17 protein-coding genes are annotated in these 15,963 nt (G+C 68.7%); 6 read left to right on the forward strand and 11 right to left on the reverse strand.

What is annotated here, in order from left to right:
• Positions 1-57: 57 nt before the first annotated feature.
• Positions 58-423, forward strand: coding sequence for a nuclear transport factor 2 family protein (locus DT074_RS10975; RefSeq protein ID WP_119419966.1), 366 nt, complete (start codon positions 58-60; stop codon positions 421-423).
• Between the two features lie 156 nt (positions 424-579).
• Positions 580-1,362 (forward strand): 2-keto-4-pentenoate hydratase, encoded by a 783-nt coding sequence (locus DT074_RS10980; RefSeq protein ID WP_368744604.1) that lies wholly within the window; start codon positions 580-582, stop codon positions 1,360-1,362.
• Here DT074_RS10980 and mhpA read toward each other — a convergent pair.
• Positions 1,299-2,738, reverse strand: a complete 1,440-nt coding sequence (gene mhpA, locus DT074_RS10985) for a bifunctional 3-(3-hydroxy-phenyl)propionate/3-hydroxycinnamic acid hydroxylase MhpA (protein ID WP_119419895.1) — start codon at positions 2,736-2,738, stop codon at positions 1,299-1,301. The genes DT074_RS10980 and mhpA overlap by 64 nt on opposite strands.
• Positions 2,739-2,749: 11 nt before the next feature.
• Positions 2,750-3,166: a nuclear transport factor 2 family protein gene (locus DT074_RS10990; RefSeq protein WP_119419896.1), complete on the reverse strand. Its 417-nt coding sequence runs from the start codon at positions 3,164-3,166 to the stop codon at positions 2,750-2,752.
• Positions 3,167-3,327: 161 nt separating this feature from the next.
• Here DT074_RS10990 and DT074_RS10995 point away from each other — a divergent pair, with 161 nt between their 5' ends.
• The gene (locus DT074_RS10995) at positions 3,328-5,061 is read left to right on the forward strand and encodes a glycoside hydrolase family 17 protein (protein ID WP_162914814.1); all 1,734 of its coding nucleotides are present in this window, start codon (positions 3,328-3,330) and stop codon (positions 5,059-5,061) included.
• On the opposite strand, the gene DT074_RS11000 is transcribed toward DT074_RS10995, so the two are convergent.
• From DT074_RS11000 to DT074_RS11010, 3 genes are read right to left on the reverse strand one after another with little or no spacing between them, the layout of a single operon-like run.
• Positions 5,042-5,437, reverse strand: a complete 396-nt coding sequence (locus DT074_RS11000; RefSeq protein WP_119419898.1) for an MAPEG family protein — start codon at positions 5,435-5,437, stop codon at positions 5,042-5,044. The genes DT074_RS10995 and DT074_RS11000 overlap by 20 nt on opposite strands.
• Positions 5,438-5,472: 35 nt before the next feature.
• Positions 5,473-7,707 carry a xanthine dehydrogenase family protein molybdopterin-binding subunit gene (locus DT074_RS11005; RefSeq protein ID WP_119419899.1) on the reverse strand — a complete coding sequence of 745 codons (2,235 nt, stop codon included), beginning with the start codon at positions 7,705-7,707 and terminating at the stop codon, positions 5,473-5,475.
• A gap of 3 nt (positions 7,708-7,710) precedes the next feature.
• Positions 7,711-8,154, reverse strand: coding sequence for a (2Fe-2S)-binding protein (locus DT074_RS11010; protein ID WP_119419900.1), 444 nt, complete (start codon positions 8,152-8,154; stop codon positions 7,711-7,713).
• A gap of 166 nt (positions 8,155-8,320) precedes the next feature.
• Between DT074_RS11010 and DT074_RS11015 the strand changes: the two genes are divergently transcribed.
• From DT074_RS11015 to DT074_RS11025, 3 genes are read left to right on the forward strand one after another with little or no spacing between them, the layout of a single operon-like run.
• The gene (locus tag DT074_RS11015) at positions 8,321-8,788 is read left to right on the forward strand and encodes an MAPEG family protein (protein WP_119419901.1); all 468 of its coding nucleotides are present in this window, start codon (positions 8,321-8,323) and stop codon (positions 8,786-8,788) included.
• Positions 8,789-8,807: 19 nt separating this feature from the next.
• Positions 8,808-9,023, forward strand: coding sequence for a putative signal transducing protein (locus DT074_RS11020; RefSeq protein ID WP_119419902.1), 216 nt, complete (start codon positions 8,808-8,810; stop codon positions 9,021-9,023).
• Complete coding sequence (locus tag DT074_RS11025; protein ID WP_119419903.1) at positions 9,020-9,874, forward strand: tRNA1(Val) (adenine(37)-N6)-methyltransferase; 855 nt, start codon at positions 9,020-9,022, stop codon at positions 9,872-9,874. Before DT074_RS11020 ends, DT074_RS11025 begins: the two co-directional genes overlap by 4 nt.
• On the opposite strand, the gene DT074_RS11030 is transcribed toward DT074_RS11025, so the two are convergent.
• The 6 genes from DT074_RS11030 to DT074_RS11055 all read right to left on the reverse strand — a co-directional run bounded on the left by DT074_RS11030 (position 9,765) and on the right by DT074_RS11055 (position 15,842).
• A complete protein-coding gene (locus tag DT074_RS11030; protein WP_119419904.1) occupies positions 9,765-11,111 on the reverse strand; it encodes an ABC1 kinase family protein in 1,347 nt (448 codons plus the stop codon). The two genes, DT074_RS11025 and DT074_RS11030, sit on opposite strands and share 110 nt — an antisense overlap.
• A gap of 10 nt (positions 11,112-11,121) precedes the next feature.
• Positions 11,122-12,894, reverse strand: a complete 1,773-nt coding sequence (locus DT074_RS11035; RefSeq protein WP_119419905.1) for a M3 family oligoendopeptidase — start codon at positions 12,892-12,894, stop codon at positions 11,122-11,124.
• A 164-nt stretch (positions 12,895-13,058) separates the two neighbouring features.
• Entirely contained in the window at positions 13,059-13,490 is a 432-nt protein-coding gene (locus DT074_RS11040) for a PaaI family thioesterase (protein ID WP_119419906.1), read from the reverse strand.
• Entirely contained in the window at positions 13,487-13,960 is a 474-nt protein-coding gene (locus tag DT074_RS11045) for a PaaI family thioesterase (protein ID WP_368744606.1), read from the reverse strand. Before DT074_RS11045 ends, DT074_RS11040 begins: the two co-directional genes overlap by 4 nt.
• Complete coding sequence (locus tag DT074_RS11050; RefSeq protein WP_119419907.1) at positions 13,957-14,943, reverse strand: NAD-dependent epimerase/dehydratase family protein; 987 nt, start codon at positions 14,941-14,943, stop codon at positions 13,957-13,959. The genes DT074_RS11045 and DT074_RS11050 overlap by 4 nt, the downstream gene beginning before the upstream one ends.
• 155 nt (positions 14,944-15,098) lie before the next feature.
• The gene (locus DT074_RS11055) at positions 15,099-15,842 is read right to left on the reverse strand and encodes a DUF1223 domain-containing protein (protein ID WP_119419908.1); all 744 of its coding nucleotides are present in this window, start codon (positions 15,840-15,842) and stop codon (positions 15,099-15,101) included.
• Between the last annotated feature and the right edge of the window lie 121 nt (positions 15,843-15,963).

Here is a 15,963-nt window from a genome sequence, read left to right on the forward strand (position 1 = left end):
AGCGACCGCGCGCCGGCCGCGCGGCAATGTCGCGCCCTTGCAAAGCAGGAGCACGACATGCCGAGCCGTGAGCGGGTGGAAGCGCTGGTCGCGATGGTGGAAGGCGGCAAGTTCGTCGAGGCGATCGAGCAATTCTATGTCGAGGGCGCCTCGATGCAGGAGAACCTGGCCGAGAAGCGCGACGGCCGCGACAAGCTGGTGGCGCATGAGAAGGGCGTTTTGGCCCATGTGAAGGATATGCGGGCGCGCTGCGTGCGGCCGGTCTTCGTCGACGGCGACCGCGTCGCCGTCAACTGGACCTTCGAGTTCACCGATCCGGCGGGCCGGGCGCGCACGCTGAACGAGATCGCTTGGCAGCGCTGGCAGGGCGACCGCGTGGTGGAGGAGCGATTCTACTACGACCCGTCGCAGATCCGCGGGTGAGCTGATCTCACCGCCAAGGACGCGAAGAGCGAGAAGGGTCGCCAAGGACATCGTAAGAACGCTTCGCGTTCCTTGGCGCTCGTGGCGCCCTTCGCGGTGAACGATTGACGCCGCATCCACCGCGCTCGCAATCTCCGGAGAATGGAGGGGCGCGGGATGAGCGAACAGGCGGCGAGGCTTCTGATTGAACATTGGCGGGCCGGGCGGGTGATGGCGGACCTGCCGCCTGGTCTGAAGCCCCGGACGCGCGCCGAGGGCTATGCCGTGCAGGCATTGTGGGAGCGGGAGAGCGCCAGGCCGCTGTTCGGCTGGAAGATCGCGGCGACCAGCGTCGACGGGCAGCGGCATATCGGCGTGGACGGGCCGCTTGCGGGGCGGCTGCTCGCCGAACGGGTCGCGGCCGATGGCGCGACCTTGCCGTTGGCGACCAACCGCATGCGCGTTGCAGAGGCGGAGTTCGCCTTCCGGATGGGGCGCGATCTGCCGCCGCGGGCGACGCCGTACAAGGTCGACGAGGTGCTGGCGGCGGTGGGGGCGCTGCATATCGGCATCGAGGTGCCGGATTCGCGCTTCGACGATTTCGCGGCCGTCGGCGGGCCGGCGCTGATCGCCGACAATGCCTGCGCCGACCGCTTCGTGCTGGGTCCGGAGATGCCGGCGGCCTGGCGGGACATGGACCTCGCCGCGCATGCGGTGCGCGGGCTGGTGGCGGGCCAACCGCCGGTCGAGGGCAGGGGCGCCAACGTGCTGGGTGATCCGCGCGTGGCGCTGACCTGGCTCGCCAACGAGCTCTCCGGTCTGGGCATCACCTTGAAGGCGGGACAAGTGGTGACCACCGGCACCTGCGTCAAGCCGCTGCCGATCGCCGAAGGCGATCAGGTCACGGTGGATTTCGGCGCGCTGGGCAGGGCGCGGGTGAGCTTCGCCAGCGCTTCCTGATCGCGCGCCACGCCGAAGATGTAGCGATCCGGCCTGAGGACGACGGCGATGGCGTCGCGCGCCGTCAGCCAGGCGGAGATCTCGGGTCCGGGCTTTTCGATCGCGACCATGCCGGGTGGGCTGCTTGCGCGGCCCAGCACCGCGAAGCGGTTCCCGACCGCCTCGTCGAGCAGCCGGCCGTCGGCGAGGCGCGGTTGCGGGAAGAGTCTGCCGTCGCGATGCGCGCCGGGGCCGAGGGCGGGCTGGGGATAGTCGAACATCTCCGGCGCGCCGGACGCGAAGCGGCGGTCGCGCTCGCGGGCGGCTTCCGGATCGGTCGCCTGGATCACCGCGCCGAGCTTCACCGCGAGGTCGATGAAGGTCTGGACATGCGGCCGGCGCTCGCTCTCATACGTGTCGAGCAGGGCATCGTCGGCGAGGCCGCGGCAGATGAGGTCGAGTTTCCAGGCGAGATTGGCGGCGTCGCGCATGCCGGCGCACATACCCTGGCCGAGGAAGGGCGGGGTCTGGTGGCAGCTGTCGCCGGCGAGCAGCAGTCGGTCGCGGCGCCAGCCCTCGGCGATGACCGAGTGGAAGGTGTAGACGGCGGAGCGCTCGATCACCGCGTCCTCCGGCCCGAGCCAGCGGGCGAGCATCGGCCAGAAGATCTCGGGCTCGGTCATCCGCGCCGGGTCGTCACCCGGCATCAGCATGATCTCCCAGCGGTGCCGGTCGCCGCCCACATAGACCACTGTCATTGGTCGCATCGGATCGCAGAGTTGGATTGTGAAATCAGGTAGTTCCCGGGCACGCTTCGAGTTTTGGTCGACCAGCAGATCGACCACCAGCCAGGGCTGGTGCAGGCCCAGATCCTGCTGTCTGGAACCGATGGCGCGGCGCACCAGCGAGCGGGCGCCGTCGCAGCCGACGACATAGTGGGCCTGGACTGGGCCGGCATCCGGCTGAAGGTGAAGCGTCACATGATCTTTGGTCTCGTCGAGCGCGACGACCTCGGTGCCGAGGCGGCATTGCACGTTCGGGAAGCGTCCGAGGCCGTCGCGCAGCACCTGTTCCAGCAGCGGCTGGTGGAAGTACCAGTTCGAGACCCAGCCCTGCGGACCCGGCCCCTCACGGCCGCGGCGGATCATCAGCGTCCGGCCGTCGGGGCTGAGGAAATGCATGCCCTTGGACGAGGGCCGCGCGGCGGCGGCGATCCGGTCGGCGAGGCCGGCGGACTGGAAGATCCGCATCACCTCGCCGTCGAAATGCACGGCGCGGGGCAGCGGATGGATCCCGGTGTCGCGCTCCAAAGCGATGACCTGGAGCCCGGCCTGGCCCAGCAGGTTGGCGAGCAGCGCCCCGACCGGGCCGAGCCCGACGATGGCGACGTCGAACATGGGAGGCAGCGTCAGTTGCGGAGCTCGGCCGGCGGCTCTTCCTCTTCGAGGGATTCCATCGAGAGCGGCGAGGATTGATGATGCACCATGCGCCAGGAACCGCTCTCGCGGGCGAAGGTGTTGGTGGCGACCAGCGTCGCGTTGGGCAGCACTTCGAGGCAGACCACCAGCGCGAAGTCGCCGAGCAGGAAGGCGCGTTCCTTCATCTGGCGGAGGTCCGGCTGGTCCGGATTGGCGAAGATGCGCTGCCAGCTCTGGATCACATCGGCGCGGTCGAGCAGCGGCGGCCAGCCGGGATGTACGCAGACGACCGGCAGGTGGCTCGCCCAGAGCTTGGCCATGGCCGCCGCGTCGCGTTGGCTGAACGCGGTGTAGAAGGCGCTGTTGGCCTCCAGCACGGCGGCGAGATCCTGGGTCCTGCTCGGCATGCGCTCTGTCTCCCCACTTCGGCCCCGAGCAGCGGGGCCACGTTAACCTCCGGCCTTGGATCCGCCACTTTGACTCCTCACATCGGCATCGGCAATGAGGGGGACGGGCCGAGCGTATCGCGGCCCGAACCGAGGGGCCGGCAGCGCGAGACGGACTGAGTATGGGGAGAGCAGGCATTCTCGCGCTCGGCGTGGCGATCGCGCTGGCGACAGCGCTCAATTTCGCTTTCTGGTGGTGGCCGAACCGGCCCGTGGCGGTGCCGGGCGGCAACGGCATCGAGCCGCTCGAAAGCGTCTCCTTCGCCCCCTTCCGGCGGCACCAGAGCCCGCTGACCCGGGTCTATCCGAGTTCCGGCGAGATCGAAGCCGATCTGGCGGCGCTGGCCGGCCATGTGAAGGCGGTGCGCACCTATACCTCGCTGGAGGGCATGCAGGTGGTGCCCGATGCGGCGCGCCGGCTCGGCGTCGAGGTGCTGCATTCGGCCTGGCTCGGCACGCGCCTGGTCAACAACGAGGCCGAGATCGACGCCCTGATCGAACAGGCGAACCGTCACCCGGACGTGATCAAGCGCGTCATCGTGGGCAACGAGGTGCTGCTCAGGCGCGACCTGAAGGTGCCGGAGCTCGCCGCCTATATCCGCCGGGTCCGCCAGGCGGTGAAGCAGCCGGTCTCCTATGCCGATGTATGGGAGTTCTGGCTGAAGAATCCGAGCCTGGCCCGCGAGGTCGATTTCATCACCGTGCATTTCCTGCCCTATTGGGAGGACATGCCAGTGCGCGTCGAGGACGCGATGGCGCATATCCTCGCGGTCCATGCGAAGGTGCAGGCGGCGTTTCCCGGCAAGCCGATCCTGATCGGCGAGGTCGGCTGGCCGAGCTTCGGCCGCGACCGGCGTGACGCGCGGCCGAGCCGCGTCGAGGCGGCGCGCTTCATCGCGGAATTCGTCGAAATCGCCCGGCGGCATCAGCTCGACTACAACATCGTCGAGGCTTTCGACCAGGTGTGGAAAACCAGGCTGGAAGGCAATGTCGGCGGTGCCTGGGGCATCCTGGATGTCGAGCGCCAGCCGAAGTTCCACTGGAGCGGCGTGGTGGAGCGGCCGCATTGGTACTGGGGCTTCATTGCCTCGGCACTGGTCGGGGCGGCGTTGATGATCGCCGGGCTGCAGGCCGCATCGCGCGCCCCACCCGCCCCGCTGCTGCTGCTGGCGCAGATTTTCGGCGCTATGCTGGTGCTGAACGCGGAGAATGCCTGGCGCTACAACTTCAATTCGGGCCAGTGGCTGCCTTCCGTGCCGCATCTCGTGCTGCAGGCGCTGCTCGCGGTCCTGATGATTCGTGCCGCCGCGCGCGGGCTCGCCGGCCAAACCATCGCCGAGCCGGCGACGCGGGTGAAGGCGTTCTGGCCGGAGTTCCGCGCCTATGCAGCGCTCTACCTGCCGCTCGGCCGCCATACCGTCAGCCCGGAGAAACTGCAGCGCTTCGGCCGGCTGTCTGAGAGTCTGGCCGGCGAATGGCTGATGCTGGGCTTCGCCCTGGCGGCGATCTACCAGCTCTTCATGCTGGCCGTGGCCGGCCGTTACCGCGACTTCCCGGTGGCGGAGTTCCTGGTGCCGGCCTTCGGCCCGCTGCTCGTCGCAACCTTCCTGTGGCTGGCCGGCGAGCGACGTTTCGCCGCCGCGCTGGACTTTGGCCGCCTGTTCGGCCGCGACCTGCCGGGCGAGCCGGAAGGACGCGGCCTGGAGATGCTGCTGACTTATCTGCTGATCGCCTTCGCGGTCATGCTGGTGGCGATCGAACGGCCGAGCAATCGTGAGGCGGTCGCCTTCGCCGTCGCCGTGACGGCACTGGCGCTGCCGTTCCTGACGGCCTGGTTCAGGCGAGCCAGGCCATGACGATGCCGAGCACGCCGCCGACCCAGAGCAGCACGGTGGCGGCGATGGCGACGGTGAAGCCGAAGCCGCGTTTCGCCGGATCGGCGTAGTAGGCGATGCCGTAGATGATGCGCCCGACCACCCAAACGGCGCCGATGATCGCCGCCGGCATCGGATAGAACGCGGCGCAGATCCACAGCGCCGGCAGGAAGGGGACGATCTGCTCCAGCGTGTTGGTCTGCACCCGGATCGCGCGCTCGAACGGCTCCGGTCCGGTGATCGCCGGGGCTTTGACGTTGTACTTGCCGCGGGCGCGGCCGGCCATGATGAAGGTCCAGAGATAGACGGCGATGGCGGCCAGCGTGACCAGGGCCGTCGGCAGCAGCACGATGCGCATGTTTGCGGCTTCCCCTTCGATGCGTCAGGTGGTGGTCAGGTGGTCAGGGGCTGGCCGGCGACGGGCAGGCGGCGCAGCCGCTTGCCGGTGGCGGCATAGATCGCATTGGCGATGGCCGGCGCGACCGGCGGCACGGCGGGCTCGCCGGCGCCGCCCGGCGCCTGGTCGCTCGCGATCACATGCACCTCGATCTCCGGCGTCTCGCCGAGACGGACCATGGGATAGTCGTCGAAATGGCGCTCGGCCACGCGTCCCTTCTCGATGCTGATGCGGCCGTAGAGCGCAGCCGTCAGACCGAAGACGATGCCGCCTTCGATCTGCGCCCGCAGCGTGTCCGGATTGACCACGATGCCGCAATCGACCGCGGCGACGATGCGCTCGACCGACACGCCATCCGCGCTCACGGTCACCTCGGCCACCTGGGCCACGATCGACCCGAAGGACGTGTGCAGGGCGATGCCGCGCCCGCGCCCCGGCGGCAACGCATCGCCCCAGCCGGCCTTCTCGGCCGCGAGTTCCAGCACCGCCAGGTCGCGCGGCGCCTGGGCCAGCAGGCGGCGCCGGAATGCCAGCGGATCGGTGCCGGCGGCGGCGGCCAGCTCGTCGACGAAGCTCTCCTTGAAAAAGGCATTCTGCGAATGGCCGACCGAGCGCCAGAAGCCGACCGGCACGTGGAAGTCGCGCTGCACATGGGCGATGCGCCGGTTCGCGATGGCGTAGGGCATGCGCGTGGCGCCCTCCACCGCGGTCTGGTCGACTTCGAGCCAGGTCGCCGCCGGGAAGACCCGCGCCATGATCGACGGGCAGGCATTGGTCTGCCGCCAGGCGACGAGGCGGCCTTCCGCGTCGAGCCCGGCCTCGAGCCGGGCCGCCGTGGCAGGGCGATAGAAGTCGTGCGTCGTGTCTTCCTCACGCGACCAGATCGCCTGCACCGGCTTGCCGACCGCCTTGGCAAGGCGCACCGCCTGGGCGGCGAGATCGGCTTCCAGCCGCCGGCCGAAGCCGCCACCGAGATAGGTGGTATGGACCCGCACCTTGGCGGTCGAGATGTCCGCGGCCTCGGCGGCCGCCTTCTGCACCGCCTCCTGCACCTGGGTCGGGATCCAGATATCGATTCCGTCGGCGCCGATCCGCGCGGTGGCGTTCATCGGCTCCATCGTCGCATGGGCGAGGTAGGGCAGCTCGTAATCGGCGCTGACGCGGCGCGCCGCGCCCGACAGCTCCTTCGCCGGGTCGCCCGCCGCCTCCGCCGTGCGTCCCGATCCGGCGAGGGCGTCGCGCAGCGTAGCTTCGATCGTTTCCGACGACACGGCGGCGTTGCCGCCGTCATCCCATTCGGGCGCGAGCTCGGCCAGCGCCGCTTGCGCGCGCCAGGTGTTGTCGGCCACCACGGCGACCCCGTCGGGCAGTGGCACCACCGCGCTGACGCCGCGGCGCTTCAGGACGGCGGTGCTGTCGTAGCGTTTCAGCTTGCCGCCGAAGACCGGCGGCATGGCGATGGCGGCGAACAGCATGTCGGGCAGGCGCACGTCGATGCCGAAGATGGCGCTGCCGTCGATCTTGGACGGCAGGTCGAGCCGGGGCACCGACTTGCCGATCAGCCGCCAGGCCGAGGCGGGCTTGAGCGGCGGCCGCCGCGGCGGCTCGAGCAGGGCCGCCTCCGCCGCCAGCGCGCCGAAGCTGAGCTTGCGCTCGCTGGGCGCGTGCCGTACCTCGCCGGCCTCGACGGTGCATTCTTCGCGCGCGACGCCGAACCGGCGGGCCGCCGTGGTGACCAGCATCTCGCGTGCCGCCGCGCCGGCGGTGCGCAACGGCTTGAAGGCGCCGCGCACGCTGGAAGAGCCGCCGGTGACCTGCTGGCCGACCACCCGGCTGAGCCGGCGGACGAACCAATCCGCCGCATCGCCGATATCCTCGCCCTTGGTGAGCAGCTCGTGCACCAGGAACAGGTTGCGATAGATCGGGTCGGCCGGCGCCGCGACGACGCGGATGCGCCGCCAGTCGCAGCCGAGCTCCTCGGCGAGCAGCATCGGCAGCGAGGTGTAGACGCCCTGGCCCATCTCCGAGCGGTCGATGACGAGCGTTACCGTCTCGTCGGGGCTGATGCGCAGCCAGGCATTGAGGAACGGGCCGAAGCCGTTGCCCTGTGCGCCGTTCTCGGCGATCTCCTGCGCGCCGAGGCGCGCCGGCAGATGAAATCCAAGGACCAGGCCGGCGGCACTGCCGGCGCCGAGCTTCAGGACCGCGCGGCGGTCGAGCCTGGCTGCCACGGATCAGGCCTTGGCCAGGATGCGCACCGCCTGGCGGATGCGCGCATAGGTGCCGCAGCGGCAGATATTGGTGAGCGCCTCGATCGCCTCGGCCTCGGTCGGCTTCGGGCTGCGCTGGAACAGGGCGGCGGCGGCCATGATGAAGCCCGGCTGGCAATAGCCGCATTGCGGCACCTGCAGCGCGAGCCAGGCCTGCTGCACATGGTGCGAGCGGTCGGGCGAGAGGCCTTCGATGGTGGTGACCGGCCCGGCAACGTCGCCGACGGTGACGGTGCAGGCACGCACCGCGTCCTTGCCGATCATCACCGTGCAGGCACCGCATTGGCCGAGACCGCAGCCGTATTTCGTGCCGGTCAGCCCAAGGGTGTCCCTGAGCACCCAGAGCAACGGCATCTCGTCTTCCACATCGACCGCCTGCGGCTGTCCGTTCACCACCAGTTTCGCCATGCCAGGCGCCTGCTCCTTCCGGTTGCCGATTCCGCCCCCAACGGAATGATGACTCGGGCTGGGACCCTAGCGTGGCCGGCGGGGCGATGCCAGCCGGCGGGGCGCCCGGCGGCTTTGCAACGGCCCCGGCCACGCCTATGAGTCGCGGACAAAGGGGGGGCCAGCCATGGACAGTGTCAGCCTGCAGAATCCGGTCTTCGCGACCTATGTGATCGCCGCCACGCTGATGATCCTGAAAGCGGTCGGCATGTCCTGGCTGACGGTCGCGCGCATGATGCAGGTCAAGGGTGGCTTCCGTGCGCCGGAGGACCTGCGCAAGACGCCGCTGAACCCGACGCCCGATCCTCGCCAGCTCGAGCCCGACGAGCGGGTCGAGCGGATCCGGCGCATCCAGATGAACGACCTCGAGAACCTGCCGTTCTTCCTGGTGGCCGGCTTCCTCTATGTCCTGACCGGACCCTCGCTGATCCTGGCCCAGGTGCTGCTCTACGGTTATGTGGTGTCCCGACTGCTTCACTTCGGCGCTTATGCGACCGCCCAGACGCACGACATGCGGGCCACCCTCTGGACCATCGGCTCGCTGATCCTGATCTTCATGACGGTCAGGACCTTGCTCGCCGCGCTCGGCATCTGAACGGGACGGCGAAGGCCACATGATCGAGCTCTACCGGACCAGCGACATCGTGCTGCTCTCGTTCCTGCGCGCACTGCTCGCCGATGCCGGCATCGATAGCGTGGTGTTCGACGGCCATATCAGCGCGATCGAAGCGCGCATCGGCGCGTTTCCCTGCCGGCTGATGGTGGCGGCGGGAGACGGCGAGGCGGCGCGCGAGGTGTTGCGCGAATCCGGCTACGAGCCTTCGAAATGAGCAGGAATCCGGGTGGCGATACCGGTGCGGCCACGACGGTCGATGAGTTTCTCGGCGGCAAGCTGCGCGTCGAGCAGCCGATTCGCGGGCATCGGTCGGGCTCGGATGCCGTTCTGCTCGCGGCGGCGGCTCCGGTCCAAGCCGGCGAACGGATTGCCGATCTCGGCACCGGGGTCGGCGTCGCATTGCTCTGCCTGCTGGCGCGCGTGCCGGGCAGCGAGGGTGTCGGTATCGATATCGACGAAGCGGCGATCGAGCTCGCGACGCGGAACGCTGCGCGGAACCGCTTAGCCAGGCGGGCACAGTTCTTTGTCGGTGATCTCGAGCGGCGCCTGCCGCAGCTTGCCGCGGGCAGTTTCGATCATGTGATCGCCAACCCGCCCTTCTTCGTTGCCGCCTCGGGGACGGCCTCGGCCCAAGCGTCGCGGCGCCAAGCCCGGGCCGCCGCGCCCGATCTGTTCGATGTGTGGGCGCGCCGGGCGGCCGACCTTCTGCGGCATGGCGGGGTTTTCACGCTGATCCTGCGCAGCGAGCGACTGGCCGACGCCCTGGCGGCGCTGGGGAAGCGGTTCGGCGCCATAGAGGTGCTGCCGCTGCGGACGGGGCCAAGCTCGGATCGCGTGATCCTGCAGGTGCGCAAGGGATCGCGCGCGCCGCTCACGCTTGCGGCTGAGATCGTCCTGCAGGAGAAGGGGCGCTATCTGCCGGCGATCCAGAAGGTGCTGCTCGAGGGCGCCGCCCTCAGGCCGGCGGCGGCACTTCCGCCTGCTTCAGCGCCGCCTTCTGGCGACGGGCCAGCCGCGCCTCGTCGAAATCGGCGATCAGGTCGTGGAACAGGCGGTGCCAGTTGAGCTCGGCCTTCAAGTGCAAGAACACGCCGCCGAGCCCGATGGCGGCGCGGTCCATGAAGACGAACTCGCGCGGCGGGGTGACGCCGCCATGCTGGCGCAGCTGTTTCGCCACCTTCTCGGCGACCTCGCGGCCGTAGAGACCGGCCTTCTCCTGCTCCTGGATGCGGCGGGGCCGGTCTTCGAGCAGCGGCGCGTAGACGAACTCGGCCCAGAGGTTGAGCGTCTCGATCACCTCATTCGAGAGGCCGGCGAAGCCCCAGGTTTCGTAGGCGTGCACAGCCAGCGCCGGATCGTCGTTGCTGAGCGCGTGGTAGAGGTCGATCACGCCGCGCACGAATTTCGGCTGGAACACGCGGATGCAGCCGAAATCGAGCAGGTTGACGCCGCGATCGGCGCGCACCGAGTAGTTGCCGAGATGCGGGTCGCCATGGATCACGCCGTAGCCGTAGAACGGCACGTACCAGGCGCGGAACATGGCGATAGCGATGTCGTTCCGCACCTCGACCGGCGCGTCCTTGAAATCGAGCAGCGGGCGCCCGTCGAGCCAGGTCATGCTGAGGAGCCGGGCGGTGGAAAGCTCCGGCAGCACCTCGGCGACGCTGACCCGTTCCTCGTCCTTCAGCATCTGCCGGTAGAGCGCCATGTGATGCGCTTCGCGGACGTAGTCGAGCTCCTCCCGGAGCCGCGCCTCGATCTCGGTGAAGATGTTGCGCGTGTCGACGCCGGGATCGAGGCGGCGATGGATGGAGAAGATCAGCTTGAGCTGGCGCAGGTCGGCGGCCACCGTCGACGCCATGTCCGGGTATTGCAGCTTGCAGGCAAGCCGCCGCCCGTCGAGCGCGACGGCGCGGTGCACCTGCCCGAGGGAAGCGGCGGCGGCAGCGTCGCGTTCGAAGGTCTTGAACTTCGCGTTCCAGTCGGGACCGAGTTCCGCCGCCATGCGCCGCTTGACGAAGGCCCAGCCCATGGGCGGCGCGTTCGATTGCAGCTGCGACAGCTCCTGCGCGTATTCCCGCGGCAGCGCCTCGGGAATGGTCGACATCAGCTGCGCCACCTTCATCAGCGGGCCCTTCAGCCCGCCGAGGGCGCGGCGCAGCTCATCGGCTTCGGCGGCGCGATCGGCGCTCAGCCCGAGATAGCGTTGCCCGGCCCAGCGCGCGGCGACGCCACCGACGGCGCGCCCGACCCGGGCATAGCGCCGGACGCGTCCGGTCAGATGGTTCTGTTCGTCGGCCATATGGCGGAGGCTACTTCTCCAGCTCGTCGATGAAGCCGGAGATGACGTCGAGCCCCTTGGACCAGAAGGCGGGGTCGCTCGCATCGAGGCCGAACGGCGCGAGCAGCTCCTTGTGGCGCAAGGTGCCGCCGGCCTTCAGCATCTCGATGTACTTCGCCTCGAAACCCTCCGGCCTCTCCAGATAGACCGCGTAGAGCGCGTTCACCAGGCAATCGCCGAAGGCATAGGCGTAGACGTAGAACGGCGCGTGCACGAAGTGCGAGATATAGGCCCAGAAGGACTTGTACTCCTCGTCGAAGTGGAAGGCGGGGCCGAGGCTCTCGGTCTGGATCTCCATCCAGATCTTGCCGATCTGCTCCGGGGTCAGCTCGGCCTGCTTGCGCTCGGCATGCAGGCGCTGCTCGAAGCGGTAGAAGGCGATCTGGCGCACCACGGTGTTGATCATGTCCTCGACCTTGGAGGCGAGGAGGGCGCGGCGACGCTTCGGGTCGGTCTGCCGCTTGAGCAGCGCACGGAAGGTCAATTGCTCGCCGAAGACCGAGGCTGTCTCGGCAAGGGTGAGCGGCGTATCGGCCATCAGCGGGCCCTGCACGGCGGCCAGCACCTGGTGCACGCCGTGGCCGAGCTCGTGCGCGAGCGTCATCACGTCGCGCGTCTTGCCCTGGTAGTTCAGCAGCAGATAGGGATGCGCGCTCGGCACCGTCGGATGCGCGAAGGCGCCCGAGGCCTTGCCCGGCCGCGACGGCGCGTCGATCCAGCGCTTGTCGAAGAAATCGGTGCCGATACGGCCGAGTTCCGGCGAGAAGGCCTGGTAGGCGTCGAGCACGACGCCGCGCGCCTCGTCCCAGCCGACGAAGCTGTCGTCGGTATCGGGCAGCGGCGCGTTGCGGTCCCAGAATTCCAGCTTGTCGAGGCCGAGCCAGCCGGCCTTCAGCTTGTAATAGCGGTGCGCGATCTTGGGGAAGGCCCTGGCGACGGATTCCTCCAGCGCCGCGACGACCTCGGGCTCGACCTGGTTGGCGAGGTGGCGCGAGGCCGGCGGGCTCGGGTACTTGCGCCAGCGGTCCTCGATTTCCTTGTCCTTCATGATGGTGTTGAGGACGAGGCCGAACAGGCGGATGTTGCCGCTGAGGGTCGCGCCGATGCTTTTCGCCGCATCGCGGCGCAGCTCGCGGTCGCGCTCGGAGAGGAGGTGGAGCGCCTCCTCCATGTTGAGGTCGCGGTCGCGGACCTTGAAGCGAAGCGCCGCCGCCGTCTCGTCGAACAGGCGGATCCAGGCGCTGCGCCCGGCGATCGACTTCTCCAGCAGGAGCTTTTCCATCTCGTCGGACAGCTCGTGCGGCCGGAACACCCGCAGGTCGCGGAGCCAGGGCTCGAAGCGCTTCAGCGCCGGGGCCTTGAGCTTCTCGGCCATGGCCGCGTCGTCGAGGCGGTTGATCTCCAGACGGAGGAACAGCGTATCGGCGGCGATCTCGGTCGCCCGCTCCTGCATCGACTGATAGAACTTGCCGATCTCCGGATCGGTCATGTCGCCGGCATGCAGCAGCTGGGCATAGGACATGACGCGGCCGAGCCGGTCTTCCAGCTTTTCGTAGATCGCCAGCGCCTCGGCGAGCCGGGCTCCGTCACTCGCCGCGATGTTGCCCCGGTACGCTTCCGCAAGCTGGCGCGCCTCCTTCGCCGCGCGATCGAGATCGCGCTTCAGTTCGGCGGAATCCGGCCCCGGATACAAGTCGGCCAGGTTCCAGGTGGGGAGGTCGGCGAGGCGGGGTTCGACGGTCATGCGGAGCCTATCATTGGTGCGCCCGACTATATGGGTTCCGGCAGCAGGCGTGTCGAGGGCGGCGGAATTTTCCACCACGGAGGACGCAGAGGGCACGGAGGCACACGGAGATTACTTGAGCAAATCCTCCGTGTGCCTCCGTGTCCTCCGTGGTGAAATGAATTTTAAGTCAGCAGGAACAGGGCATTGGCATAGGCGACCGGCTTGGTGCGGTCGTCCTGCCAGGCTTCGACGCGGACATTGGCGACGCGGCGGCCGAGCTTGGTGACGCTGGCGGCGGCGGCTGTTTCGACCGGGCGGCCGGAACGCAGATACTCGACCGTCAGATTGATGATCTTGGGCAGGCTGCCGCTTTCGCGGGTCCAGATCAGGTGCATGATCGCCGTGGCTTCCAGCAGGGCGCCGATCACCCCGCCATGCAGCGCCGGCAGCATCGGGTTGCCGACCAGCTTCTCGCCCCCGGGGATCAGGCAGATCGGGCCGTCCGGCGTCGCCTTCATGGTCAAGCCAAGGAAGCGGTAGTAGGGCACGATATCGACCAGACCGGAAGCGTCGCCGCTCTCTCGGGCCGCGGCGATGCGTTGCTCCACGGTCATGCCGCGGCCTTCCGCTTGCGGGCGAAGGGTGACTTGTCGGAGCTGTCGACCATGAAGGTCGCGACGCAATTGGCGACGGGGTCGTCCGGATCGTCGTTCCAGGCCTTGGCCCGCACGAAAGCGATATGACGGGTCAGCTTGTAGCAGAGGGCCTCGGCATGCAGCGGCTGGCGCGGCGTCGAGGGCCGCAGGTAGTCGATGCGGAGATCGAGGGTCGCGATCGCCGTGGTGCGCATCAAGGCCACCTGAACCGCCATGCCGCAGGCGGTGTCGATCAGGGTGGTGACGACGCCGCCATGCAGCACGCCGGTATCCGGATGGCCGACCAGGCGCTCGTCCCATGGGAGCCTGAGGACCGGGCGGCCGTCGACCAGATCGGCCACCTCGACGCCCAGCTCGCGGCAATGCGGGATGGCGTGGCGAACGATCTGCTGGATCGCTGCCGGATCGAGTTCGACCTTCGGCTTCACGTGCCGACCTCGTCCTTGTGGAACGATTTGAACCACTCGACGAAGCGCGGGATGCCGATATCCAGCGGCGTGGTCGGCTGGAAGCCCAGATCGTGCCGGATGTCGTCGATATCGGCGCAGGTTTCCTTCACGTCGCCCGGCTGCATCGGGGCGTAGCGGATATTGGCCTTGCGACCGGTGGCGCGCTCCAGCACCTCGATCAGGCGCGGCAGGGGCTCGGCGCGGTTGTTGCCGATGTTGTAGAGCCGGCAAGGCGGCGCGTCGTTGCCGGGCGCCGGCGGATGGTCGAGCGCCGCGATCACGCCGGCCACGATGTCGTCGACATAGGTGAAGTCGCGCATCATGTCGCCGTGATTGAACAGGGTGATCGGGCGGCCGGCATAGATGTCGCGGGTGAAGCTGTACACCGCCATGTCGGGCCGGCCCCACGGCCCGTAGACGGTGAAGAAGCGCAAGCCCGTCATCGGCAGCTGGTAGAGATGCGCATAGGCATGGCTCATCAGCTCGTCCGCCTTCTTGGTCGCGGCATAGAGCGAGACCGGATGGTCCGCGCTGTCGGAGGTGGCGAACGGCAGCTTGCGGTTGCCGCCATAGACCGAGCTGGAGCTGGCGTAGACGAGATGGCGCGGCGTGGCCAAATGCCGGAACAGCTCCAGCATGGTCAGGTGGCCGGTCAGGTTGGCATGCGCGTATTCGAACGGGTGATCGATCGAATAGCGCACGCCCGGCTGAGCCGCGAGATGCACGATACGGTCGATCTCGTCGCGGCCGATCGCTTTCAGGACGATCGGCGGATCGGCCAGATCGAGCTCCAGGAAGCGGAACCGGGGATGCGCCAGAGCGGCGAGACGCGCGCGCTTCAGCGCCACATCGTAGTAGGGCGTCAGGTTGTCGAGGCCGATCACCGTCTCGGCGCGGTCGAGCAGCCGGCGGGCGGTGTGATAGCCGATGAAACCGGCGGCGCCGGTGACCAGGACGGCCATCGGCTCAGTCTCCTGTCGCGGCCTGGCCGCCGCCGCGCGCGTTGCTTCTCTGCATGTCCGGAAACTGCCGCTGCCGACCAGGGCCGTCAACGCGGCCGAGGGCCACGGTGCGGCCCCGGGGTGTCCAAACGCTTAACGGGAGGCTCGAGATCGGGTCAGAACCTGCCGGCGGCCAGGATGCGGCCGGCATGACCGTCCTGCGCCAAAATCGCGGCGCCGCTGCCCTGGGGCACGGCGTCGGCCGGCAGGGTGAGCTGCATGGCCTCCCCCTTCCACTCGCCGATCCGGCGGATCTCGCGGACGACATTGGTGTAGACCAGCTTGCGGCCGCTGTTCTCGCCGCGGCCGATCGCCACCTCGTGACGCGGGTCGAAGCGCACCAGCCAGAGCGGAACGGCGCCGATGCCGGGCCGTGCCGGCAGGCTGACCATGTACTTGCCGTCCTTGGTTTCGCTGCAGTCGATCGGGGCGAGGGCCGCATTGTCGCCGAGTTCGGCCAGGGTCTTCGACTTGACGATTTCGGTCGCGGCGCGGCTGCGGTCGGTGCCCTGCATCTCGACCCGGCCGTCGATGATCATCTGCGGCGTATAGACATAGCGGCCCATCAGCCGGTCGCGGTACAGGCTCTGGCGATGGGTGTTCTCCTTGCTGCCGAACGTGTCCTTCCAGCCGAGATAATCCCAGTAGTCGACATGGAAGCTGAGCGCGAGGACATCGTTCCGCTGCGCCAGCTCGCCCAGGAACTTGTCGGCCGGCGGACAGGAATTGCAGCCCTGGCTGGTGAACAGCTCGACCACCACCGGCGCGCGCTCGCCGGCCGCGGCCGGCAGAGCAGCGAAGAGCGTCAGCGCCAGGCCGAGCAGGCAGCGGCCGAGCGCGTCGGGCGCGAGAAATGTCATGGTCTCATTGATGGTACTGGTTCCCCCAGGCGACCAGTCACGATTGGTTGAGACGGCGGCAACCCCTCGTCAACGATTTGCGATGACGCGCCGCGGCACCCGATGCGGGGTGCCGCGGCGC

It is taken from the genome of Desertibaculum subflavum, assembly GCA_003576705.1.
Lineage (GTDB): Bacteria > Pseudomonadota > Alphaproteobacteria > Ferrovibrionales > Ferrovibrionaceae > Desertibaculum > Desertibaculum subflavum.